The organism is Microbacterium salitolerans, assembly GCF_019720895.1.
In the GTDB taxonomy this organism is placed as follows: Bacteria; Actinomycetota; Actinomycetes; order Actinomycetales; family Microbacteriaceae; genus Microbacterium.
Window position 1 is genome coordinate 542,680 of record NZ_JAHKSH010000003.1, and the last position, 24,526, is coordinate 567,205.

Below are 24,526 nucleotides of genomic sequence, written 5' to 3' on the forward strand. Positions count from 1 at the left end.
CCATTCTTCACTCGACGGCTGCGACGCTTGCGCCGCCGTCGATCTTGAGGGTCTGGCCGGTCACCCAGGCGGCGTCGTCGGACAGGAGGAACGCGATGGGGCCGGCGACGTCGACGGGTTCGCCGAGGCGCCGCAGCGGATAGCGCGCCGCGGTCTCCTCCTCGTGGCCCTCGTACAGGGCTCGGGCGAGATGGGTCCTCACGACGCCGGGTGCGACGGCGTTGACGCGCACGGCGGGCGCGAGCTCGATCGCGAGCTGCTGTGTGAGGTTGATGAGCGCGGCCTTCGAGACGCCGTAGAACGCGATGTTCGGGCTCGCGGTCGTTCCCGCGATCGACGCGGTGCTGACGATCGACGCGGGAGCGGCCGCCGCGACGACGTCCCTCGTCCACTCGAACGCGGCGAGCACGTTGACCTCGAGGATCTTGCGCACGAGCCCCGGATCGATGGCGGTCGCCGGACCGTAGGCGGGGTTGATGCCGGCGTTGCTGACGAGATGGTCGATGCGGCCGAAGCGCTCCATCGTGTGCGCGATGGCCGCGGCGCGGTGCGCGTCGTCGTCAGCCTTCCCTGCCACGGCGGACGCGCGATCGGGCCCGAGCGCGCCGACGGCCTCGTCGAGCGCCTCCTGCCGGCGGCCGGTCAGCACGACGGCGGCGCCCTCGTCGACGAGCCGGCGGGCTGTCGCGAAGCCGATGCCCCTGCTCGCGCCCGTGATCAGGGCGACCCTTCCCGAGAACCTCTGCACACTGCCTCCATACCGTCTGGTCGGTTTGTGAGGCGACCGTACCATGCCGTTCCGCCTCGGCGCACGGCCGGCGAGAGGATTCGTCTGCCGTAAGATTGTGGTGTGGCTTCCGAATCCGCGCCCTCTCCCTCCTCCGCCTCGAGTTCGACCTACTCCGAAGCAGGCGTCGACACCGCCGCCGGCGACCTCGCCGTCGAGCTGATGAAGTCGTCTGTTCGCGCAACCCAGGGCCCCGAGGTCCTCGGGGGTGTCGGCGGCTTCGCCGGCATGTTCGACGCGAGCGCGCTCAAGGCCTATGAGCGCCCGCTGCTCGCCTCGAGCACCGACGGCGTCGGCACGAAGGTGGCGATCGCACAGGCCATCGACAAGCACGACACGATCGGGCAGGACCTCGTCGGCATGGTCGTCGACGACATCGTCGTGATGGGGGCGAAGCCGCTCTTCATGACCGACTACATCGCGTGCGGCAAGGTCGTGCCCGAGCGCATCGCCGACATCGTCCGCGGCATCGCCGACGCCTGCACCGCGACGGGCACGGCCCTCGTCGGCGGCGAGACGGCCGAGCATCCCGGACTCCTCGGTCCCGACGACTACGACGTCGCGGGGGCGGCGACGGGCGTCGTCGAGGCCGATCGCATGCTCGGTGCGCACCTCGTGCAGCCGGGCGACGCGATCCTCGCGCTCGCGTCCAGCGGCATCCACTCCAACGGCTACTCGCTTGTGCGTCACGTCCTGAAGAACGCCGGCATCGGGTACTCCGATCGCGCCGACGACCTCGCAACCAGCTGGGGTGAGGCGCTCCTCGAGCCGACCCGCCTCTATACGTCGCCGCTGCTGCGCCTCATCGACCAGCTCGGATCCGGTGTCCACTCGCTGAGCCACGTGACGGGCGGCGGTATCGCCGCGAACCTCGCGCGCGTGCTTCCGCAGGGCACGTGGGCCGACGTCGATCGGTCGACGTGGAGTCCGAGCCCCGTGTTCCGCACGCTGAGCGACATCGCGGGCACGACCCTCGAGCAGGCGGAGGGCACGTGGAACCTCGGCATCGGCTTCTTCGCCGTCGTCGCCCCGGAGGCCGCCGGCGCCGCGATCAGCGCGCTCGCCGCCGAGGGGATCCCCGCCTGGCAGGCGGGAGTCGTCGAGGCGGGAACTCCCTCCTCGGCAGGCTATGAGCAGGGTGCCAAGGGGGTCGACGGCGGTGCCGTCCGGCTCGTCGGCACATACGCGGACGGAGCGAAGTAACCCACCCATGTGCGGCATCGTCGGAGTGGTCGGTCGCGGCCACGTCAACCAGGACATCTACGACGCACTGCTGCTTCTGCAGCACCGCGGGCAGGACGCCACGGGCATCGCCACGGCCGAGGCGAACGGCGTCATGCACATGGCCAAGAATAAGGGCATGGTGCGCGAGGCGTTCCGCACGCGCGACATGCGCTCGCTCCTCGGAGGCGTCGGCCTCGGGCACGTGCGCTACGCCACCAAGGGCACGGCCTCCAGCGAAGAGGAGATGCAGCCCTTCTATGTGAACGCCCCCTACGGCATCACGCTCATCCACAACGGCAACCTCACGAACACGCGCGAGCTGTCGCGCGAGATGGAGCGCCGCGATCGTCGCCACCTCAACTCGTCGAGCGACACCGAGCTGCTGCTCAACGTGCTCGCGAGCGAGCTGCAGGCGACGACGAGCTCCGTCGACCTCGACGCCGACCGCATCTTCAAGGCCGTCACCCGCACGCAGCGCCGCATCGAGGGCGCCTACGCCGTCATCTCGTTCATCGCGGGCTACGGCCTGCTCGCGTTCCGCGACCCGCACGGGATCCGCCCGCTCATCCTCGGACGACGCGACGGCGCCGACGGCAGCGACGAGTGGGTCGTGGCGAGCGAGTCGCTCGTGCTCGAGAACGGCGACTACGACGTCGTGCGCGAGATCGGACCCGGCGAGGCCGTCTTCATCACGAACGACGGCGAGCTGTTCTCGCAGCAGTGCGGAGCGGATCCGACGCTCGCGCCCTGCTCGTTCGAGTATGTCTACCTCGCGCGTCCCGACTCGATCATGAACGGCGTGAGCGTGTACGAGTCGCGTCTGCGCATGGGCGAGAAGCTCGCCGCGACGATCGCGCGGCACATCCCCGCGGGCGAGATCGACGTCGTCATGCCCATCCCCGACTCGGCGCGCCCCGCGGCGATGGAGGTCGCGCGCATGCTCGGGATCGAGTACCGCGAGGGCTTCTACAAGAACCGCTACGTCGGCCGCACGTTCATCATGCCGGGGCAGGCGGCGCGCAAGAAGAGCGTGCGCCAGAAGCTCAATGCGATGTCGATGGAGTTCCGCGGCAAGAAGGTGCTGCTGATCGACGACTCGATCGTGCGCGGCACGACGAGCCGTCAGATCATCCAGATGGCGCGCGACGCCGGCGCCGCGAGCGTCTCCTTCGCGTCGGCCGCGCCGCCCGTCCGCTACCCGCACGTCTACGGCATCAACATGCCCTCGGCGACGGAGCTGATCGCGCATGGCCGCACGATCCCCGAGATCCGCGATGAGCTGGGAGCCGACCACCTCGTCTATCAGGAGATTGACGACCTCAAGGCCGCCATCATCGAGGGGCGCGCGAACGGCGTGACGATCGACGACCTCGATATGAGCTGCTTCGATGGCCGCTATGTGACGGGCACCGTGAGCGACGAGTATCTCGAGTGGGTCGCCGAGACGCAGGGGACCTGACCCCGTCGCGGAGGATCGCGCTCTCGGGCTGACCCGATTCCTCCTCGAGATATATCTCGTTACCATCGAGTCATGTCACATGACTCGATCCACGTGGTGTCGATGCCGCGTCCGGCCGATGCGTCCTCCCGCGAGAAGCCCGGTCTCGCGCGTCGCGGCGGGCGTGCCGCTCGTCGCGCGATCGGGCGCAACCGCTACGTCGAGGGGGCGTACAAGACGATCATCGGCGTCGTCGGCGGCGCGATCACCGTCATCGGTCTCGTGCTCGTTCCTCTGCCTGGGCCCGGCTGGCTGATCGTCTTCGCGGGTCTCGTCGTGCTCGCGACGGAGTTCCCCTGGGCGCGGCGCGCGGCGGCGTGGCTCAAGCGTCAGCTCGACCGCTTCGTCGCCTGGTGGCGGGCGCGCAGAGAGCGCCGTGCGTCGGCGTCCAGGTGACGCGCCGCCTCACTTCTCGAGCGTGGCCGCGCGGATGATCCCGATCACGCCGAAGAGCACGAGCGAGGCGCCGATGAGGATCCACAGGCCGACGGCGGTCGCCAGCGGAGAGAGGACCACGAGCACGCCCGCGACGATGGTGATGATCGCGAAGGCGATCGTCCAGCCGCGATGAGGCTTCTCGGCGCCGGGCCAGGACGGCTGCGACGGGCGTCGGAGCGACGTGAGCGAGACGATTCCGTCGAGGATCCACGCGATGCCGATGAGCGTCGTCACGATGACGGCGATCACGGTCGTGGTGCCCGAGAGGTTCGCGAAGGCGGCGATGCCGCCCGCGAGGAAGACGAGCCCGAGGACGATGATCCCCGTGCGCATCCACCCTGACGTGCCGCGCGCGAAGATCCCGTAGGCGAGCTGGAACAGGCCGCCGATGACCGCGTAGATCGCGAGGAGCACGGTGACGGCCATGGCCGACTTCGCGGGCCAGATCAGGATCAGGAGACCGAACACGAGCGAGACGATGCTGCCGATGAGGATGGCCGTGCGCAGGGCCTGGCGCATCCCGTAATCGGGGCGGAGTTCGTAGGACATGGTGCCTCCCGGGCGTGGTCGTGCGGTCGAAGACGACGCTACTCCGTGGCGTGCGGCGAGACGAGGGCGGCGCGCGACCGCGGGTCGTTCCTGGGAGTTCTCGTCACGCGGTGGCGAAACGCGATACATCGTGTTTCAATCGACTAAGTCGAGATATAACTCGAATCTGACGCCGGGGGAGCCGGCCGAGCGAAGGCAGGGAACATGGAGCACGAGAAGTGGATCATCCACCCGGGCGAGACTCGCGTGATCGACGTCGCCGACGTCGCGCGGCTGAAGGCGAGCCTGGTCGGCGGGCAGATCGACATCATCGGCCACGACGAGCCGCATGTGCGCGTCGAGGTGCACGGCGTCGCCGTCAAGGACCTCCGCATCGAGGTGACGCGCGGCGCGCTCGAGATCGACCACCCGCAGCTGCGCTGGGACAACTTCATCAAGGTCTTCGGCAACGTCGGATCCTCGGGTCCGCGCGCTGAGATCAGCGTCGCCGTCCCGCGACACCTCGAGCTCACGCTCGGCGTCGTCAGCGCGAACGCGCTCGTGGCGGGTCTCGCGGGCGACGCGACGATCAACACGGTCTCCGCCGACGTGCTCGTCGACGGTCTCACGGGCGACCTCAACACGCACGCCGTCTCGGGTGACGTGCAGGTGCGCGGACTCGTCGGCGCCTTCTCCTGCGACATGGTCTCGGGCGACATCGCGGTCTCGGGCGAGGTCACGAAGACCGACATCAACACCGTCTCGGGCACGGTGCTCCTCGACGGGACGGGTGCGCTGCAGTCGGCGCAGCTCAACTCGGTCTCGGGTGCGACGACGCTGCGCCTCGACGACGAGTACGCCGCCGACTACAACATCCACACGCTCAGCGGCCGCGTGCACGTCGACGGCGTCGCCCGTTCGCGCAACCACCAGGGGCACACCGGGGCGCTGTCGGGCATGTTCGCGGATGTCCGGGCCAACTCGGTCAGCGGAGACATCACGGTCGTGCGGCGCGGCGAGACCGCGCGCGAGATCGGGGTCGACAGCGAGGTGCAGTGGCCGGGAGCCGAGCGCGAGGGGCAGAGCTGATGGCGGCGGTCTTCAGTCACGGCGACCTGCGCCTCTATCTGCTCAGCCTGCTCGAGGAGAAGCCGCTGCACGGCTACGGCATCATGCAGGCGCTGAGCGAGCGCACGGGGGGCACCTACACCCCGAGCGCCGGAACGATCTATCCGCGCCTCGCAAAGCTCGAGGAGGAGGGGCTCGTCACCAAGACGAAGGACGGGCGCACGGCGGTCTACGAGATCACCGACGCGGGCCGCGCCGAGGTGCGCAGCCGCGCGGAGGACATCTCGGGCATCCAGGACGGCCTCTCCGACTCCGTGCGGCTCATCGCCGACGGCGTGCGTCAGAACGTCAGCGAGGCGATGAAGAGCCTCCGGGCCGATCTCGCGGCCGCGGCGAACGCGCCCGTCGAGGATCCGCCTCGGGAGGACGACCCGCGCGTCGCCGCCCGCGCCCAGCTGGGACGGGCCGAGACCGCGCTGTCGGGCTTCCGCGCGTCCGTCCGGGCCGACCTGCGCACCCACGTCGCGCGCGGCGGCGAGCTGTCACCGGCTCTCGTCGACGCGATGCAGGCCGACCTCGACGCGATCGTGGGCCGCGTGCGCGCTTCCCTCTCGCAGTAGCCACCAACACAACGCAGTCGATTCAGCTCGCACCCCCGCGACACGCCGCCTCCGGCGCCGGGGGAGCAGCGGATTGACTGCGTTGTGTTGCGCGGGCCGGCTGGCGGCGTTCGTGTGACGACTGCGGGCGCCCGCGCCGCACTCAGGCGACGCCTGCGACCCTTCGTCGGCGGGGGAGAGGTCATGTGCGTGACCTGAAGGATCCGTGGCGCGGGCGTCCGCGCACGCGAACAGCACCGGGGCACTCAGGCACGCGAGCGTAGACTCAGTGCTGATATGCCGCATTCGTCCTCTGCGCGCTCCAGCCTGCGCATCGCCGTCTGGGTCGTCGGGTGCATCTCGTATCTCGCCGCGATCATGTCGCGCACCTCGCTGTCGGCGACCGGCGCGCTGGCGAGCGATCGTTTCGATCTCACGAGCGACCAGCTCGCGGCGTTCGGGATCCTGCAGCTGCTCGTCTACGCGGCCGCCCAGATCCCTGTCGGCATGCTCATCGACCGGCTCGGCGGGCGCGCCGTGCTCCTCTCCGGGCTCGCCATCGTCGCGGGCAGTCAGCTGCTGATCGGCGTCGGCGAGTCATTCGAGGTGCTCCTCGCGGCGCGCGCACTCGCGGGGCTCGGCGACGCGATGGTGTTCCCGTCCGCGGTGCGTCTCACGGCCGTCTCCCTGCGGCCCGCCTGGATCTCGACCGGCACGCAGATGATCGGCGTCGTCGGCAACTTCGGCATGGTCATCACCGCGACGCCGCTCCTCCTGCTCGTCACCACGACGAGCTGGCCGGCGGCCTACGCGATCATGGCCGCGTTCACGGGGGTCATCGCGCTCGCGGCGGCCATCGTGCTCGTGCGGATGGGGCCGGATCCGTCGCGCACCGCGCACGGCGAGCCGATCGGGTCCGTGCTCCGCGGCACCGGAGAGGCGATGCGCCACCCCGGCACGTGGCTCGCCTTCACGACGCACCTCATCGCGAGCGCCAGCTTCACGGCCTTCGTCGTGACATGGGGGCCGCTGTTCCTCGAACACGGCGCGGAGATGGATCAGGCGGGAATCGGCGCGTACTTCCTGTGGATCCCGCTCGCGGGCATGGTCGCCGGGCCCATCATCGGCCGCGCGGTCGGCACGCACCCGCGCGTGCGGCGACCGCTCATCATCGGGTCCGTCGTCGCCCAGATCGTCGCGTGGATCCTCGTCCTCTTCTGGCCGACTCCGACGCCTGGTGGACTGCTGCTCCTGCTCGCGATCACGACGGCGATCGGCGGCCCGACGTCGCTCGTCGCCTTCGACCTGTCGCGCCAGCTCGTGCCGGGACACCTCGCGGCCCGCGCGAACGGCGTCGTGAACACGGGCGGGTTCACGGGCGCGCTCGTGTTCATCTGGTCGATCGGCGCGATGCTGACGCTGCAGGGCGCCACGACGCCCGACGACTACACGATGGAACTGTTTCGCATCGCGTATCTGCCGATGCTCGCGATCCTGACGATCGGGCTCGGCGTCTTCCTGCTGCTCGCGCGCCGCGTGCGCCGCGGATCCGCGAAGTAGCTCCGGTCGAGCGCACACGATTCCTGCGCAGGTACCTGACATGTCATGTACCTGCGGCGGTCTCATGTGCGCTCGTGCGAAGTGCGCATACAGCCCATCCCTCAGAACCGCGGCTAGCCTCATCGCATGCGCCGACTCGCCATCATCCCGCTCTTCGCCGTGGTGCTCCTCGCCGGCTGCTCGCAGGTGACGCAGTTCGCCGGCGACACCGCCGGGGTCCCGGTCGAGAAGATCTGCACGACCTTCGACGACGCGTATGCGCAGTACGAGACCCTGCTCGACCAGGGCGATGCGACGGAGGCGCAGGTCCAGGCGGCGCGCGACGACCTCGTGACGACGCTCGAGGATCTCGCCGACGATGTGGGCGGCCAGATCGGCGATGTGATCCGCACCAACGCCGACCGGCTCGCCGGGGCGGGCGATCTGCAGTCGCCCGAGGCCATCGAGGCTGTGGAGCAGGCGAGCGACTCCGTGTCGGCCTTCTGCGGCTGACGCGAACCGCGCGGATCCTCCACACGGTTCGCGGAGGGAGACGTCGCATCACGGGGCAACCTGCGCCGCGTCGGAACAGATAGCGTGCCGGTGTGACGACGGAATGGAGCATTCACCGGGCCGACGAGCCCTCGCGGCTCGTCGCGAACTCGCACCTCTTCGACCGACCGGTCACCCAGGAGGGTGCCGCGAGCTTCCTGAGCCGGCCGGGGCACGTGCTGCTTCTCGCGCTGTCGGCGGACGGCCGGGGGATCGGGTTCGTCTCCGGGGTCGAGATGCAGCACCCCGACAAGAGCCCCGAGATGTTCGTCTACGAGCTCGGCGTCGATGACGGGTGGCGCCGGCGGGGCATCGCCACGGCGCTCCTCACGGCGCTCGGCGCGGAGGCCCGCCGTCGCGGATGCGCGGGGATGTGGACGGGGACAGAGAAGGACAACGTCGCTGCCCTCGCGACGTACGAGCGGATCGGCGCCGTCATCGATGAGGCGTCTGTCTTCATCACGTGGGAGGAGCTGCCCGCCGAGTGACGCGGCGGCGGTGCCGTGCCGGCGCGGTGGGATGGCCGGACATGCGAGTCCGACGGAGAGCACGATGAGCGCCGCAGGGGCTGCCTGCGGCGCTCATCGAACAAGAAGGGGAGAAGTCGGAATCACACCCTCGCGGGCTCGTCGTCCTCATCTTCGTCTTCGTACATGTCGGACCAGCGGTCGACGTACGATTCTTCATCAGTGTCGTGCGTCAGCTCACGTTCGAGCGCGGCGTAGTCGACAGTCGGACTGAACGACTTGAGCTCACGCGCGAGCTTTGTGTGCTTCGCCTTCTGACGGCCACGCCCCATAACGCGTCGACCCCCTCTAACGATCATCTGCGGGCGATCTCTCAAACCCTATGCAGATACATGCTTTCACGGGACCCGGAAACCTGCCGGGAAGAGTAGGATTCAGGATACCACGGGGCCTGAACCGCGGGCTCCGCCGGCAGAAGGGACGCCCACGTGACCGACGCCCAGAGTTCGCCCGAGAACCCCGCTGCCGACCTGAAGGGAGCGGTGATCGCGGCGATCATCCCCGACCAGTCACCGCGTGTCGTGACGGAGGCCGCGCGATACGCGAAGCTGCTCGGTGCGCCGCTCGTCGTCGTCCACGTCGATGTGACGCGCTTCGTCACGTACGAGGATCCCGACGGCATCCCGCACACCGCGCCCATCGACATCAACGTCGACGCCGGAGCGGAAGAGCTGCAGGCGGTCGCAGAGCACGTCGCGCGAGCACTCGAAGGGGTCGACGTCCGCTGGACGACGACGCAGCTCGTGGGTGACCCCGCTCTGGCGATCAAGCACTACGCCGACAAGGTCGACGCCGAGCTCGTCGTCCTCGGCACGCGCAAGCGCGGGTTCGGGGAGACGCTGCGCGAGTTCTTCACCGGATCCGTCGCCGCGCGGCTCTCGCACCGCCAGCACCGTCCGCTGCTGGTCGTGCCGGTCGAGGAGCCCGTGGCCGACGACAAGGACATCTGGGCCGACGACTGAGCGGGCGCCTCTCGCGCTGAGTCCGGAAGCGCCCGGTCGCACGACGAATCCGTCGTGTGGCCGGGCGCTTCCGTCGTGTTCCGATCGCTCCGCGCGGTCAGGGCAGGCGCGCCGCGAACGGCGACGCCTCACCCCGCGCGAACGCGCTCTCGAGCGCCTGGCAGCCGGCGCCGACCGAAGCGGCATCGGGGCCGAGGGCGGAGTTCACCACGTCGAGGGGGTGCGGCAGCGCGTCCGCCCTTGACGCGGCGACGCGTGAGCGCACCCCGTCGAGCATGTGGCGTGCGGCATCCGCCCAGATCGGGCCGCTCATGACGATGGTCGCGACGTCGAGCATGTTGGCGACGACCGTGATCCCCTGGGCGATGTCGGCGGCGGCGTCGTCGAGCAGCGCCCGCGCGTCGGCGTCGTCGTCTGCGTGCCGACACAGTGCGGTGAAGGCATCGGCGACCCGCGCATGGTCGGTCTCGGCGACCGCCTTGCCCACGCCCTGGTCGGCGGCGAGGTTCACGATGCGGGCGGGCGAGACGTTCACACCGAGGCACCCGCGCTGCCCGCAGGAGCACACGGGTCCCTCGGCCGAGACGCGCAGGTGCCCGATGTCGCCGAGATTCGACGTCGCGCCGTGGAGCACCGTGTGGTCGAGCGCGATTCCGAGGCCGATTCCCGAGCCGATGTAGACGACCGCGAGATCGCCGACGGCATCCTGGCCGCCCGCCCAGAGCTCGCCGACCGTCGCGGAGGCGACGTCCTTCGCGAGCACCGTGGGCACCTCGAAGGCTTCCGCGAGAGCGTCGCGCAGGGGCACGTCGTTCCAGCCGGGGAGGAGCGGCGGATCGTTGACGCTCCCGCGCGCGATGTCGACGGGCCCCGGGGCGGCGATGCCGATGCCGATGATCCGATCCTGGGAGACCTCGTTGTCCTCGATGAGCGCGCGGGTCGTCGCGATCATGCTCTCCTCGACGTCCTTCGGCGCCTGACCCCGAGGGGTCGGGGTCGCGCGGCGGGCGATGACGCGGCCGACCAGGTCGACGATCGAGTAGGTGATGCGCGCGGGGTCGAGGTGGATGCCGACGGCGAGACGCGCGTCGGGCACGAGGTGGAGCCTCGTTCTGGGTTTTCCCGGCCCTGACGAGACCTTGTCGCCTTCTCGGACGAGGCCGTCGTCGAGCAGGCGGCGGGTCACGTTCGAGATCGTCTGCGCGGAGAGGTCCGTCTGCGCGGCGATCTCGGTGCGGCTCACGCCGGACGAGGCGCGCCGGACGATGTCGAAGACGAGCGCCTGATTGAAGCCCCCGATCGCGGGGAGGTTCGCGCCGCGTCGTCTCATCTGGGGTCCTCGTCTCATCTCGGCAGGATACTGAGCGCCCGCGCGTCAGCAGCGGTGACCTCTTGACATTAGTAAATCAAGACGATTTATTAAATAGGCGGTCGACACGGACCGACTCGGCGGAAGGGCCCACACCATGCACGACGACATCCCCCTGACGGTCGGACGCGCGACGCGCGTGCTCGGCGAGCGCATCCGGCCCGCGATCCACGCGCAGCGCGTGCCGCTCGAGGTGCAGTGGCACGAGCTGCCGGACGAGCCGGTTCCGCCCTCCGACGGCCTCGCCCTCGACTACTCGCCGTACGAGGTCGGCTCCCCGTGGGGCGCGGCGTGGGGGACGACGTGGTTCCGCGTGCGGGGATCCGTGCCGGCCGCATGGCGCGGGCGTCGCGTCGAAGCGGCGATCGACCTCGGCTTCGACACCGACCGGACGGGGTTTCAGTGCGAGGGCCTCGTGTACCTCCCCTCCGGAGAGCCGGTGAAGTCGCTCAATCCGCGCAACCAGTGGGTCACCGTGTGCGACGAGGCCGAGGGCGGCGAGAGCGTCGAGTTCTTCATCGAGGCCGCCTCGAACCCCGTCGTGCTCGACGCCCACCCCTTCCTCCCCACGAGCGAGGGCGACATCCAGACATCGTCCTCGCGCCGTATCTACGCGACGCGTCATGTCGACCTCGCCGTGTTCGACACGGAGGCGCATGAGCTCGCGCTCGACATCGAGGTGCTGCTGGAGCTGCAGGCCGAGCTGCCCGAGAGCGATCCGCGGCGCATGCAGATCCTTCAGTCGCTCGACGAATCGCTCGACGCCCTCGACCTGCAGAACATCTCCGGGACCGCTGGCGACGCGCGGGCGCGCCTCGCCCCCGCATACGAAGCGCCGGCCGCAGCGAGTGCGCACCAGATCTCGGCGATCGGCCACGCGCACATCGACTCGGCGTGGCTGTGGCCGGTTCGCGAGACGATCCGCAAGGTCGCGCGCACGACGTCGAGCATGACGGAGCTGATCGGCGACACAGACGACTTCCTCTACGGGATGTCGAGCGCGCAGCAGTACAAGTGGATCAAGGAGCACCGGCCCGAGGTGTACGAGAAGGTCAGGGCCGCCGTCGCGGACGGGCGCTTCCTGCCGATCGGTGGCATGTGGGTCGAGTCCGACACGGTGATGCCGACCGGCGAGGCGATCGCGCGCCAGTTCCTCTACGGGCAGCGCTTCTTCGAGCAGGAGTTCGGCGTGCGCTCGAAGGGCGTGTGGCTCCCCGACTCGTTCGGATACTCGCCGGCGCTGCCGCAGCTCATCCGCCGCGCCGGATTCGAGTGGTTCTTCACGCAGAAGATCTCGTGGAATCAGGTCAACCGCTTCCCCCACCACACGTTCGACTGGGAGGGGATCGACGGGTCCCGCGTCTTCAGCCACTTCCCGCCCATGGACACCTACAACTCGCAGCTGTCCGGCGAGGAGGTCGCGAAGGCGTCGCGCCAGTTCCGCGAGTCGCGCGTGGCGCGCAGCTCGATCGCGCCCGTCGGCTGGGGCGACGGCGGCGGCGGCACGACGCGCGAGATGGTCGGCCGGGCACGCCGACTCGCAGATCTCGAGGGATCCGCGCAGGTGCGCTGGGAGCACCCGGACGCGTTCTTCGACCGCGCGAAGCAGGAGCTGCCGGATCCGCCCGTCTGGGTCGGAGAGCTCTACCTCGAGCTGCACCGGGCCACGCTCACGAGCCAGCACCAGACGAAGCAGGGCAACCGGCTGACGGAGCACCTGCTCGTCGAGGCCGAGCTCTGGTCGGCCAGCGCGACGTTCTGGGAGGACGCCGACTACCCGTACGACGAGCTCGACGCCCTGTGGGAGCAGGTGCTGCTGCAGCAGTTCCACGACATCCTGCCCGGCACGTCGATCGCGTGGGTGCACCGCGAGGCGACCGAGAACTACGACCGGGTCGCAGGGCGGGCGCGCGAGCTGATCACCCGCGCGCAGCGCATCCTGGCGGGGGACGGCGACGGGCGCGTCGTGTTCAACGCGGCGCCGTTCGCGCGCGGGGGCGCGCCGGCGCTGGGCGCGTCGGCGCCGGAGAGGGGCGACAGCGATCCCGTCTCCGTGACGGACCACGACGGCGGATACGTCCTCGAGAACGACCTCCTGCGCGTGACCGTCTCGAGCGCGGGACTGCTGACCTCCGCGATCGATCTCGCGACGGGGCGCGACGCGATCCCCGCGGGCGCCGAGGCGAACCTGCTGCAGCTCCATCAGGACTTCCCGAACCTCTGGGACGCGTGGGACGTCGACCGCTTCTACCGCAACCGCGTCACGGACCTCCGGGGCGTCGACGAGCTGCGCGCGGACACGGGGGAGGACGGTGCGGCCGTCGTGACGATTCGCCGCTCGTTCTCGGAGTCGTCCGTCGAGCAGACGCTCGTCCTGCGCCCGGGATCCCGCACGGTCGAGTTCGCGCAGAGCACCGACTGGCACGAGACCGAGAAGTTCCTCAAGCTCGCGTTCCCACTCGACATCCAGGCCGAGCACACGGCCGCCGAGACGCAGTATGGCTACGCCAAGCGCGTGACGCATACGAACACGAGCTGGGAGGCCGCGAAGTTCGAGACATCGATGCACCGGTTCGTGCAGGTCGAGGAGCCGGGCTTCGGGGCGGCGCTCGTGACGGACTCGACGTACGGGTACGACGTCACGCGCGACGCCGACGACGAACTCGGCGTGACGACGACCGTGCGACTGTCGCTCCTGCGCGCTCCGCGGTTCCCCGACCCCGAGACGGATCAGGGCGAGCAGACGCACCGCTACGGATTCGTCATCGGATCCACGATCGAGGAGGCCACGCGGGAGGGCATCGCGCTCAACGTGCCCGCCCGCGAAACGACGGGCGCCCCCGTGGATCCCCTCGTGCGCGTCGACGGCGGGGCGCTCGTGTCCTCGGTGAAGCTCGCGGCGGACCGCTCGGGCGACCTCATCGTCCGCATCTACGAGCCGTATGGGCGCCGGGCGAAGGCCTCGATGGAGTTCGCGAAGCCCGTCGCGTCGGTGCGCACCGCGACGCTGATCGAGGACGACGATCCGCAGCTGGCGCAGCCGGACCTCGTCGGCGGCGCGCGCGTCGACCTCGACCTGCGCGCGTTCGAGGTGCGCACGCTGCGCGTGACGCGCTGATCTGGTCGGGGCGCCGCGGGCGACCGTCTGAGGCGCCCCGCGTGTCCTAGGATCCCCGAGTGACGTCCGTTCCCCGCCCCGCGATCGACTGGGGCCAGCTTCCGCTCGTGATCGCCGGCGGCGCCGCCGGGGTCCTGCTGCGCTACCTGCTCACAGGAGCGACCGGGGCCGGGGCGAGCGGCGTCTTCCTCCCGATCCTCGCGATCAACATCGTTGGATCGTTCCTGCTCGGCGTCGTCGTCGGTGCGCTCGGCGACCGTGCGCCGCGTCGACGCGCCTTCCTCGGGACCGGCGTGCTCGGCGGCTTCACGTCGTACAGCGCCCTGGCGCCCGCGTTCGGGTACGCCGGTCTCTTCGCCGTCGGGCCGGCACTCGGCGCGATGCTGATGTACGCGGGCATCATGCTCGCCGTCGTCGCGGGATCCGTGGCGGGCGCCCTCGCGGGGCTCGCGATCGGCGGGTCGGCTTCGAAGAGGCGCAGGTCATGATCCTCGCGCTGGGCGTCGCTCTCGCGGGCGGTGTCGGAGCCGGGCTGCGCTGGCTCGCCGACGTCGGACTGCGGCGGTGGCGCCGCCGGGGGTTCCCCTGGCCGATCCTTCTCGTCAACGTCGTCGGCTGCTTCACGCTCGCGTTCCTCACGGGCAGCGGCGCCCTGATCTCCGCGGATCTCCAGACCGTCGTCGGCACGGGGCTCCTCGGGGGCTTCACGACGTTCAGCACGGTCTCGGTCGACGCCGCCGAGATGTGGCGTCAGCGGCGCTATCGAGGTGCCATCGGCAACGCCGCAGGCACGCTGCTTCTGTGCATCGTCGCGTCGGTCGCCGGCCTGGTCGCCTCCTTCCCCGTCGCCTGACCCTGCGCCTCCCCCGAATGGGGGAGGCGCAGGGAGCACTTGTCATCCCACGGTCTGATTTCGGGGGCTGCCCCGATGGTGATGAGCGGTGTCTGTGGAACACTGGAGCCGTCGGATACACGCGCGTATCGAGCGCGGCTCCGTTCTCCCGCGCCGTTGCCGATTCCAAGGATCCTCTGTGTCGAATCTCGCCATTCTCAGCCTGAAGAACCGTGCGCTGATCGCGCTCATCACGATCTGCGCGGCGATCTTCGGCGGGATCTCACTGACGAGCCTCAAGCAGGAGCTCATCCCCGCGGTCGAGCTCCCGGCCCTCGTCGTCACGACGAGCTACCCGGGTGCCTCGCCCGACGTCGTCGAGGACGACGTGTCGACGCCGATCGAGACCGCGATCCAGGCGGTGCCCGGTCTCGACTCCTCGACGGCGACGAGCTCGTCGAACATGTCGACCGTTCAGGCGATGTTCGACTACGGCACCGACATGGCCACGGCCGAGCAGAAGATGCAGCAGGCGATCAGCCGCATCTCCAGCCAGCTGCCGGAGGACGTCGACCCGCAGGTGCTCGCGATCTCGCTCGACGACCTTCCTGTGATCCAGGTCGCGGTGTCGGGCTTCGACGACGCGGCGACCGTGCAGGATCAGCTCGACGCGATCGCGATTCCCGAGATCGAGGACGTCGACGGCGTCGGATCCGCGTCGGTCGTCGGCGCGACGGGCGAGCGCGTGACGATCACGCCCGTTCCCGAAAACATGCAGACCGCGGGCGTGACGCAGCAGGCGATTACCGACGCGCTGCAGCAGAACGGCATGCTGGCGCCGGGCGGCGAGATCACCGAGGGCGACGACACGCTCACCGTGCAGACGGGCGAGAAGCTCGGCTCGGTGGACGACATCGGCAACCTGCCGCTCGTGTCGACGCAGCAGCCGCAGGTCGACCCGATCACGGGCCAGGTGGCGCAGCCCGAGGTCTATCGCATCGCCGATGTCGCGAAGGTCGTGCGAGAGGACGACCCCGTCACGTCGATCTCCCGCGTCGACGGCCAGGACGCCATCTCGATCTCGGTCACGAAGCTGCCGGACGGCAACACGGTCGAGGTCTCCGAAGGCGTCCTCGCGGTGCTCGACGACCTCGGCGAGCAGATCCCCGGCGTCGAGTTCACGGTCGTGTTCGATCAGGCGCCGTTCATCGTGCAGTCGATCGAGACGCTCGCGGTCGAGGGCGTGCTGGGCCTCGTGTTCGCGGTGCTGGTGATCCTCGTGTTCCTGCTGTCGATCCGGTCGACCCTCGTCACGGCGATCTCGATCCCGACCAGCGTGCTGATCTCCTTCGCGAGCATGCAGGCGTTCGGGTACTCGCTCAACATGCTCACGCTCGGCGCGCTCACGATCTCGATCGGCCGCGTCGTCGACGACTCGATCGTGGTGATCGAGAACATCAAGCGACACTACGTCGAGGGCGCTGACAAGGGCGATGCGATCCGACTCGCGGTGCGCGAGGTGGCGGGCGCCATTACGGCGTCGACCGTCACGACGGTCGCCGTGTTCCTGCCGATCGCGTTCGTCGGCGATATGGTCGGCGAGCTCTTCCGTCCCTTCGCGATGACGGTGACGATCGCAATGCTCGCGTCGCTGCTCGTCGCGCTCACCATCGTCCCGGTGCTCGCGTACTGGTTCATGCGCCCCGGCAAGCCGCTGCTCGACGAGCAGGGCGAGCGCATCGACCCCGAGCACCCCGACGCGCCGCCGTCGCGCCTGCAGAAGGCGTACGCGCCCATCCTGTCGTGGACCCTGAAGCACTCGTGGTCCACGCTCGGAATCGCCGCGCTCGTCATGATCGGCACCGTCGCGATGTCGCCGCTCATGAAGATCAACTTCCTCGGCGACTCCGGTCAGAACTCGTTCACGGTCACCCAGGACATCGGCGAGGCTGCGAGCCTCGAGGCGCAGGACGCCGCGGCGCAGGACGTCGAGCAGACGCTCGACGGCATCGACGGCATCGAGAGCGTACAGGTCTCGATCGGCGGCGGATCCGGCATGGCCGGCCTGATGAGCGGCGGAGCCGGCATCACCTACTCGGTCATGACGGATGATGGCGCCGACCAGGAGGCCGTCCGGGCAGACGTCGAGAGCGCCGTCGCCGACATCCAGGGTGCTGGCGACATCTCGGTGTCGGCGGCGCAGGCGATGGGCGGATCCAGCGACATCTCTGTGCAGGTCGAGGCCGCGAACGACACGGATCTGCGCGAGGCGACGGCCGCGCTCGTCTCCGAGCTCGACGGCCGCGACGGCATCGGAGTCGTCAGCGACGACCTCGAGACGGCCATGCCGTTCATCTCGGTCGATGTCGATCGCGAAGCGGCGGCAGAGCTCGGGCTCACAGAAGCCGCAGTGGGCGGCATCGTGAACGGAACGATGCAGCCGCAGCAGGCGGGATCGGTCGAGATCGACGACGCGTCGCTCACGATCTACGTGGCGAGCGAGGACCCGCCCGCGACCGTGCAGGAGCTGCGCGAGCTCGAGATCCCCAGCGCGACGGGCACCGTGCCGCTGAGCGACATCGCGACGGTCGAAGAGGCCGAGAGCCCGACGTCGATCACGACGGTCGGCGGGCTGCGCACCGCGACGATCACGGTGCCGCCCGCGACAGACGACCTCGCGACCGCGACGGCCTCGGTGCAGGCCGCGATCGACCAGGTGGACATGCCCGAGGGTGCGCGCGCCACGGTGGGCGGCGTCGCCGAGCAGCAGGCCGACGCGTTCGCGCAGCTCGGTCTCGCGATGCTCGCCGCGATCCTCATCATCTACATCGTGATGGTCGCGACGTTCAAGTCGCTGCGTCAGCCGCTCCTGCTGCTCGTCTCCGTGCCGTTCGCGGCCACGGGCGCGATCCTTCTGCAGGTTGTGACCGGCGTGCCGCTCGGCGTCGCCTCGCTCATCGGCGTGCTCATGCTCATCGGCATCGTCGTGACGAACGCGATCGTGCTCGTCGACCTGGTGAATCAGTATCGGTCGCATCATGGGCTCTCCGCGCGCGACGCCACGCTCGCCGGATCCTCGATGCGTCTGCGTCCGATCCTGATGACGGCGCTCGCGACGATCTTCGCGCTCACGCCGATGGCGCTCGGGATCACGGGCCACGGCGGCTTCATCTCGCAGCCGCTCGCGATCGTCGTGATCGGCGGACTCGTCTCGTCGACGTTCCTCACGCTCATCGTGCTGCCGACGCTCTACAACCTCGTCGAGGGCGCGAAGGAGCGGCGTCAGGCGAAGGGCAGCGGCGGATCCGCGTCGCCCGAGCAGGAGCCGGACCCGGAGCCTTCCTCGCCCGGCACAGTCACCGCGACGACCGAGACGCTCGGCGCCCCCATCTACCGCTCGCGTCGCACCCTCCGCGACCACACGCCCTGACGCCGACGCGCTCCGCGGGGTCTGACGTCCGCTTCGAGTGACGCGAATGACCCTTCGTCCGCTCGGGGAGGGTCGTGGGCGTCACGTGAGGGATCCGTGGGGCCTGGGGCGCGTTTCGAGTGACGCGTGAGGCCATTCGCGCGCTGGGTTACGGGTGCGGGTGCCACTGGAAGGCCGGCGCCGGCTTCGCGTGACCCGTATGACCCTTTCTCGCGCCGGCGAAGGGGCGCGGGCGTCACATGAAGGATCCACGGCGTCTGACGCCCGTTTCGAGTGGCGCGTACGACCCTTCGTTCGCTCGGGGAGAGTCGCGGGCGTCACTCCAGGGATCCGCGTCACCGATCCTCGCGCCGGGTGATCGACGCCGCGCGGGTCGGCCGCGCGCTTCCAATGACGCGTACGACCCTTCACGCGCGCGGGAAGGGTCGCGGGCGTCACCCCCACACGGTTTGTGGATAACTTTCGAGTCGCCGGAAGTGAAACAGGCATGCTCGTGCGCATGGGGTCGCGAATCGAGCTGCCGGAGCAACTGGGCGCACAGTTCCATGTGCGCGACGCGCGGGCGGCGGGCGTGAGCACCTCGCGGCTGCGCGGGGCGGATCTCGCCAGGCCGTTCCGCGGGATCCGGGCACGTCCCCATCGTGACGATGAGGCGACGGATCCCTGGGAAGCGGCGCGAGCGGATCACGCGTGGCGCGCGCGTGCGGCCGCGCGGCTGGTCGGGTCGGATCAGTTCGTCAGCCACGTGTCGTCCGCCGTGCTGTGGGGTGCGCCGGTGGTGGTGCGCTCCGACGCGGACGTCGACATCACGGTCGTCGGCGAGGGCAGCTTCCCTCGCGCAGCCGGCGTGCGGGGGCACCGCGTGCGCGCCGATATGGTATCCGTCCGCGATCTGGACGGCATATGCGTGTCATCTCCGGCATCGACGTGGGCGATGCTCGGGTCCGTGCTGTCGGTCGACGACCTCGTCATCGCGGGCGACTTCTTCTGCCGGGTGTGGCGGGATGGTCATCGCCGACGAGACGTCGGGCGGCTTTCGCTTGCGACGCCGGAACAGCTCGCGGGGGCGACGGAGGCGGGGCGCCGTCGAGGCGCGAAGAAGCTCCGAGAGGCGCTCCCGCAGATCCGGCTCGACTCGTGGTCGCCGAAGGAGACGCGCACGCGTCTCGTCCTGACTCGGGCGGGGCTTCCGGAGCCCGACCTCAACGTCGACGTGTTCGACGACTGGGGGCGCTTTCTGGCGTGCGTCGATCTCTGCTTCCCGAGGCAGAAGGTCGCGGTCGAGTATCAGGGCTGGCACCACAGCGCCCAGTACGCGCAGGACATCGAGCGCATCGAACGCCTGCGTGCAGCCGGCTGGATCGTGATCCAGGTGACGAGCGAGCTGACCCTGCATCCGCAGGAGCTCGCACGCCGGGTCCACGCGGCGCTGCGCTCGCGCGGCTGGCGCGACTGAGCGATCCGGTGACGCGTATGACCCGCCCCGGCTCGGGGGAGGGGTCGCGCGCGTCACGTGGGGTGTCCGCGGGGCGCGACGTCTGCTTCGCGTGACGCGTACGACCCGTCGCGCGCCCGGGAAAGGTCGCGGGCGTCACCTGAGTGATCCCGGGTTCAGATGCCTGTTTCATATGCCTCGTGCGACCCGTCCCATGCCGGAAAGGGGCCGCGCGCGTCACCCGAAGCGCCCACCGCGCCAGACGACCGCTTCGAATGACGCCTGTGGCCCGTCCCCCGCGCACGAAGGGGCACAGGCGTCACCCGAAGGATCCCCGGACCCCCCTTCCCGCGCCCCTCGAGAAGGGCGTGGGGCGCGGATCCGACCTGACCCGGCGGTTTCTCAGGGCGGCGCGATACTCTGTCCTGTCGGCTCTGGGATGCCGCGCCGTATGCGCGGGTGTGTGTTGTGTCCTATTTGGCCGCAACTACACCTATGGAAGGTGCGTACTTTCGCATGCCCAAGAACACCAAGCCCAAGGGCGGACGCCCCGCGAAGAACTTCGATCCTCGCTACGCGAAGAAGAGCAGCACGGGCGGTCCGCACCGCGGCCACGGCCGTGATGACGAGCGCAAGCCGCGCTGGTCGCGTGACGACCGCGACGCCCGCACGGGTGGCCGCGATGAGCGTCCCCGCAGCTTCGAAGGCCGCGGTGGCGAGCGCCGCTACGACGACCGCGCACCGCGTCGCGACAACGACGACCGTCCCCGTCGCTTCGACGACGACCGCCCGAAGCGTCGTTTCGACGACCGCGGCGACCGTGGCCCGCGCCGTGACGACCAGCGCGGTCGCGCTGGCGACGACCGTCCGAAGCGTCGTTTCGACGACCGCGATGACCGCGGCTTCCGCGGCAACCGCGATGACCAGCGCCGCGAGCGCTTCGGCGATGACCGTCCGAAGCGTCGTTTCGATGACCGCAGCGAGCGCCCCGCGCGTCGCTTTGAAGACGACCGCCCGAAGCGTCGCTTCGACGACCGCGGTGACCGCGGCCCGCGTCAGGATGACCGTCCGAAGCGTCGTTTCGATGACCGCAGCGAGCGCCCCGCGCGCCGTTTCGAGGACGACCGTCCGAAGCGTCGCTTCGACGACCGCGACGAGCGTCCGAAGCGCCGTTTCGAGGACGACCGTCCCAAGCGCCGTTTCGACGACCGCGATGCGCGCCCCGCGCGCCGCGAGTTCGACGGCGAGAAGAAGTGGCAGGACCGCCGCGATGAGCAGCGCCCGCAGCGCACGGCGCAGCAGGAGCAGCACATCGACGTCGTGCACGAGCGCCTGACGGCGGACGCCGTCACGGCCGACGTCGTCGAGGGCCAGTCCTTCGGCGACCTCGGTCTGGGCGACAACATCGTCCGCGCCCTCGCCGACCTCGGCGCCCCGTCGCCCTTCCCGATCCAGTCGGCCACGATCGCTCCGATCATCAACGGCAAGGATGTTCTGGCACGCGGCCGCACCGGCTCCGGCAAGACGATCGCCTTCGGTGCCCCGCTCGTCGAGAGCCTGCTCCGTGGCCGTGCCGGCAAGACGCGTGAGTTCGGCCGCACGCCGCAGGCGCTGATCCTGGCGCCGACGCGCGAGCTCGCACTGCAGATCGACCGCACGATCCAGCCGATCGCGCGCAGCGTCGGCCTCTTCACGACGCAGATCTACGGCGGCGTGCCCCAGGCGCGCCAGGTGGGTGCGCTCAAGAAGGGCGTCGACATCATCGTCGGCACGCCGGGCCGCATCGAGGACCTGCTCGAGCAGGGCAAGCTCGACCTCAGCGACGTCCGCGTCGCGGTTCTCGACGAGGCCGACCACATGTGCGACCTCGGTTTCCTCGAGCCCGTGCAGCGCATCCTCCGTCGCACGAAGGACAACAGCCAGAAGCTGCTGTTCAGCGCGACGCTGGACCGCGAGGTGTCGGCTCTCGTCGATGAGTTCCTCAAGGACCCTGAGGTCTACGAGGTCGCGGGCGAGGACCAGGACTCGGGCACGATCGACCACCAGGTGCTTGTCGTCGACCAGCGCTCCAAGCGCGACGTCATCGCGCAGCTGGCCGACCGTGACGGTCGCACCATCGTCTTCACGCGCACTCGTGCGTTCGCCGACCAGCTCGTCGAGCAGCTCGAGGACGCCGACGTGCGCGCCATCGCTCTGCACGGCGACCTCAACCAGGCGAAGCGCTCGCGCAACATCGAGCGCTTCTCGCAGGGTCGGATCCGCGTTCTCGTCGCGACCGACGTCGCGGCACGAGGGATCCACGTCGACGACGTCGACCTCGTCGTGCAGGCCGACGCCCCCGACGAGTACAAGACGTACCTGCACCGCTCGGGCCGCACGGGTCGTGCGGGCCGCGAGGGCCGCGTCGTCACGCTCATCCCGCGCAACCGTCGTCGCCGCATGAGCGACCTGCTGCACCGCGCCGAGATCGAGGCGCCGTTCCGCGACGCCGCGCCGGGCGATGTCGTGATCGCCGAGATCGCGGGCGCCGCGCTCGTCTGATCCGCAGCGCATCGATACGGGGCCGTCGGGAGTTCTTCTCCCGGCGGCCCCGTCGTGCTGCGCGCCGTGTTGGTCGCTCTCGCGCGGCACGACAGAATGGGTCAGCACCCCACGGAAGGACCTCCATGCCGCTCGATCCCACTGGCCACCAGATCCGTCTCACGCGAGGCGGCGTCACGGCCCACATCGCGCAGGTGGGCGCGTCTCTTCGCGGACTCACGGTCGACGGCACCGCCGTCGTGGCCCCGTTCCCCGAGGGATCGCGCGCGCCGTTCGGATCGGGCATCGTGCTCGTGCCGTGGCCGAACCGCATCCGCGACGGACGCTGGACGCAAACGGATCCGCACGGCACGGAGTACGACGAGCAGCTCGCGATCACCGAGCCGGCCCTCGCCAACGCCATCCACGGCCTGCTGAGCGCCACGCCGTACGTCGTCGAGGAGGGCGACGGATCCGCGACCCTCACGGCCGCGGTCGCGCCCCAGAACGGCTACCCGTTCGGGCTCGAGACACGCGTGACCTATGCCCTGGTCGACGATGGGATCCACGTGACGCACCGCATCGCGAACGTCGGATCCGAGGCCGCGCCCGTGGCCGTCGGCACGCACCCGTTCTTCCAGATCGAGGGCGTCCGTCCCGCCGATCTCACGCTCACTGTTCCGGCCGCGACGTGGTTCGAGGTCGACGAGCGCCTGCTGCCGGTCGCCGAGCGACCGGTGACGGGCGACCGCGACCTGCGTGAGGGTGTCCGCCTCGGCGACGTGAGCCTCGACGATGCGTTCGGCACGCTCTCCCGCGACGCCAACGGTCTGGCGGGAACGACGCTGCGCGCGCCCGACGGGCAGACCGTCACGATGTGGCAGGACGAGACGTTCGACTACGTGCAGGTGTTCACCACCGACAGCTACCCCGGGCAGGAGGTCGCGGTCGCGATCGAGCCCATGTCGGCGCCGGCCGAGGCCTTCAACTCGGGCCAGGGACTGCACTGGATCGAGCCGGGCGAGACGTGGGAGCTGCGCTGGGGCGTGGCGTACGCGGCCTGAGGCCGGTGCCCCGAGTCACAATGGCGGTATGACGATGTCCGACGAGCACGCGCGCCGCGTTCAGCGACGCGAGCGCATCGCCGCGCGCCGGCGCCGTGCCGTGGCGACGATCGCGGCGTCCTTCGCCGCGTGCGTCATGGTGGTCGCAGGCGGCGTCATGGCCGCGGGGTGGGTCGATGGGTCGGCCGCGTCCGAGACCTCGGAGACCACGGCGGTGATCCCGTCGCTGACGACGATCGTCGAGGAGAGCATCGAGGGCATCCAGGCGTCTGCGCCGGATTCGATGCCGGAGCCCGAGGACGACGCGGAGCCGTTCTGCACCCCCGCGGTGCGGGACGCGATCGCGACGGGCGACGCCGAAGCCGTGGTCGTGGCAGCGGGTGGCGGCGAGGCCTTCCGCTCAGGTGTGGTCGACGGCCGAGCGAGCGATTGCATCTCCCTCGAGCACCCGGCGTGGGCTTGGGTCGTCGTCAACAAGCAGCGTCCCGTCGAGCCGATCGACTACGAGCCGAACTCGCTCGTCGAGCCCGAGACGTTCAGCCCCGTCGGCGGGCACCTCACGCCCGCGGCTGCGACGGCGCTCGACGAGCTGGCCTCGGCGGCGCGCGAGGCGGGCGTCGGCGAGATCGCCCTCGAGAGCGGCTATCGCTCGCACGACATGCAGGTGACGACATACGACGCGCAGGTGGGCGCGCTCGGGCAGGCTGACGCCGACCTCACCTCTGCGCGCCCCGGATACAGCGAGCACCAGCTCGGGCTCGCCGCCGACGTCGTGGCGTGCGCGGACGGATCCTGCGGAACAATCTACGACGTGGGAGCGACGCCGCAGGGGTCCTGGGTGGCCGAGAACGCGTGGAAGCACGGCTGGATCGTGCGCTACGAGGAGGGCACCACCGACACGACAGGCTACGAACCCGAGCCGTGGCACCTGCGCTACGTCGGCCAGGAGCTGGCGCGGGCCTACAGCGAGGGCGGCTACGCGACCTACGAGGAGTTCTTCGGCCTGTCCGCCGCGCCGAGCTACGAGTGAGGCGCC

21 protein-coding genes are annotated in these 24,526 nt (G+C 70.1%); 17 read left to right on the top strand and 4 right to left on the bottom strand.

Annotated features, from left to right (window positions below; translation table 11 throughout):
• Positions 1-7 precede the first annotated feature (7 nt).
• Positions 8-748, bottom strand: coding sequence for an SDR family oxidoreductase (locus KOL93_RS09060; protein WP_308291592.1), 741 nt, complete (start codon positions 746-748; stop codon positions 8-10).
• 102 nt (positions 749-850) lie between these two features.
• Between KOL93_RS09060 and purM the strand changes: the two genes are divergently transcribed.
• From purM to KOL93_RS09075, 3 genes are all read left to right on the top strand, one after another.
• The gene (gene purM, locus KOL93_RS09065; protein WP_221585007.1) at positions 851-1,990 is read left to right on the top strand and encodes a phosphoribosylformylglycinamidine cyclo-ligase; all 1,140 of its coding nucleotides are present in this window, start codon (positions 851-853) and stop codon (positions 1,988-1,990) included.
• A 7-nt stretch (positions 1,991-1,997) separates the two neighbouring features.
• A complete protein-coding gene (gene purF / locus KOL93_RS09070; protein ID WP_221585008.1) occupies positions 1,998-3,470 on the top strand; it encodes an amidophosphoribosyltransferase in 1,473 nt (490 codons plus the stop codon).
• A 72-nt stretch (positions 3,471-3,542) separates the two neighbouring features.
• Positions 3,543-3,905 (top strand): TIGR02611 family protein, encoded by a 363-nt coding sequence (locus KOL93_RS09075; RefSeq protein WP_260406187.1) that lies wholly within the window; start codon positions 3,543-3,545, stop codon positions 3,903-3,905.
• 9 nt (positions 3,906-3,914) lie between these two features.
• Here the strand turns inward: KOL93_RS09075 and KOL93_RS09080 are convergent, their stop codons facing one another.
• Complete coding sequence (locus tag KOL93_RS09080) at positions 3,915-4,496, bottom strand: HdeD family acid-resistance protein (protein ID WP_260406190.1); 582 nt, start codon at positions 4,494-4,496, stop codon at positions 3,915-3,917.
• 204 nt (positions 4,497-4,700) lie between these two features.
• Here KOL93_RS09080 and KOL93_RS09085 point away from each other — a divergent pair, with 204 nt between their 5' ends.
• The 5 genes from KOL93_RS09085 to KOL93_RS09105 all read left to right on the top strand — a co-directional run bounded on the left by KOL93_RS09085 (position 4,701) and on the right by KOL93_RS09105 (position 8,721).
• Entirely contained in the window at positions 4,701-5,564 is an 864-nt protein-coding gene (locus KOL93_RS09085; RefSeq protein ID WP_221585009.1) for a DUF4097 family beta strand repeat-containing protein, read from the top strand.
• Entirely contained in the window at positions 5,564-6,163 is a 600-nt protein-coding gene (locus tag KOL93_RS09090; RefSeq protein WP_221585010.1) for a PadR family transcriptional regulator, read from the top strand. Before KOL93_RS09085 ends, KOL93_RS09090 begins: the two co-directional genes overlap by 1 nt.
• Positions 6,164-6,439: 276 nt before the next feature.
• On the top strand, positions 6,440-7,702 hold the full coding sequence (locus KOL93_RS09095) for an MFS transporter (RefSeq protein WP_221585011.1): 1,263 nt from the start codon (positions 6,440-6,442) through the stop codon (positions 7,700-7,702).
• A gap of 126 nt (positions 7,703-7,828) precedes the next feature.
• Positions 7,829-8,194, top strand: a complete 366-nt coding sequence (locus KOL93_RS09100; protein ID WP_221585012.1) for a hypothetical protein — start codon at positions 7,829-7,831, stop codon at positions 8,192-8,194.
• 92 nt (positions 8,195-8,286) lie between these two features.
• Positions 8,287-8,721 carry a GNAT family N-acetyltransferase gene (locus KOL93_RS09105; RefSeq protein ID WP_221585013.1) on the top strand — a complete coding sequence of 145 codons (435 nt, stop codon included), beginning with the start codon at positions 8,287-8,289 and terminating at the stop codon, positions 8,719-8,721.
• Between the two features lie 122 nt (positions 8,722-8,843).
• Here the strand turns inward: KOL93_RS09105 and KOL93_RS09110 are convergent, their stop codons facing one another.
• Positions 8,844-9,032 (bottom strand): DUF3073 domain-containing protein, encoded by a 189-nt coding sequence (locus KOL93_RS09110; protein WP_221585014.1) that lies wholly within the window; start codon positions 9,030-9,032, stop codon positions 8,844-8,846.
• A gap of 156 nt (positions 9,033-9,188) precedes the next feature.
• Here KOL93_RS09110 and KOL93_RS09115 point away from each other — a divergent pair, with 156 nt between their 5' ends.
• Positions 9,189-9,722, top strand: a complete 534-nt coding sequence (locus KOL93_RS09115) for a universal stress protein (RefSeq protein WP_221585015.1) — start codon at positions 9,189-9,191, stop codon at positions 9,720-9,722.
• Between the two features lie 97 nt (positions 9,723-9,819).
• Here KOL93_RS09115 and KOL93_RS09120 read toward each other — a convergent pair whose 3' ends face one another.
• A complete protein-coding gene (locus KOL93_RS09120) occupies positions 9,820-11,052 on the bottom strand; it encodes an ROK family protein (protein WP_221585016.1) in 1,233 nt (410 codons plus the stop codon).
• A 136-nt stretch (positions 11,053-11,188) separates the two neighbouring features.
• On the opposite strand from KOL93_RS09120, the gene KOL93_RS09125 reads away from it, so the two are divergent.
• The 8 genes from KOL93_RS09125 (at position 11,189) to KOL93_RS09160 (ending at position 24,520) form a co-directional block, all read left to right on the top strand.
• Positions 11,189-14,209, top strand: coding sequence for an alpha-mannosidase (locus tag KOL93_RS09125; protein WP_221585017.1), 3,021 nt, complete (start codon positions 11,189-11,191; stop codon positions 14,207-14,209).
• Positions 14,210-14,268: 59 nt separating this feature from the next.
• A complete protein-coding gene (locus tag KOL93_RS09130; RefSeq protein ID WP_221585019.1) occupies positions 14,269-14,697 on the top strand; it encodes a fluoride efflux transporter FluC in 429 nt (142 codons plus the stop codon).
• Positions 14,694-15,062: a fluoride efflux transporter FluC gene (locus KOL93_RS09135; protein ID WP_221585020.1), complete on the top strand. Its 369-nt coding sequence runs from the start codon at positions 14,694-14,696 to the stop codon at positions 15,060-15,062. The genes KOL93_RS09130 and KOL93_RS09135 overlap by 4 nt, the downstream gene beginning before the upstream one ends.
• Positions 15,063-15,240: 178 nt before the next feature.
• Entirely contained in the window at positions 15,241-18,471 is a 3,231-nt protein-coding gene (locus KOL93_RS09140; protein ID WP_221585021.1) for an efflux RND transporter permease subunit, read from the top strand.
• 499 nt (positions 18,472-18,970) lie between these two features.
• Complete coding sequence (locus tag KOL93_RS09145; RefSeq protein ID WP_221585022.1) at positions 18,971-19,927, top strand: DUF559 domain-containing protein; 957 nt, start codon at positions 18,971-18,973, stop codon at positions 19,925-19,927.
• A gap of 495 nt (positions 19,928-20,422) precedes the next feature.
• On the top strand, positions 20,423-22,447 hold the full coding sequence (locus tag KOL93_RS09150) for a DEAD/DEAH box helicase (RefSeq protein ID WP_221585023.1): 2,025 nt from the start codon (positions 20,423-20,425) through the stop codon (positions 22,445-22,447).
• Positions 22,448-22,572: 125 nt separating this feature from the next.
• A complete protein-coding gene (locus KOL93_RS09155) occupies positions 22,573-23,490 on the top strand; it encodes an aldose 1-epimerase family protein (protein ID WP_221585024.1) in 918 nt (305 codons plus the stop codon).
• A 28-nt stretch (positions 23,491-23,518) separates the two neighbouring features.
• Positions 23,519-24,520, top strand: a complete 1,002-nt coding sequence (locus KOL93_RS09160) for a M15 family metallopeptidase (protein ID WP_221585025.1) — start codon at positions 23,519-23,521, stop codon at positions 24,518-24,520.
• The last annotated feature ends 6 nt before the right edge of the window (positions 24,521-24,526 follow it).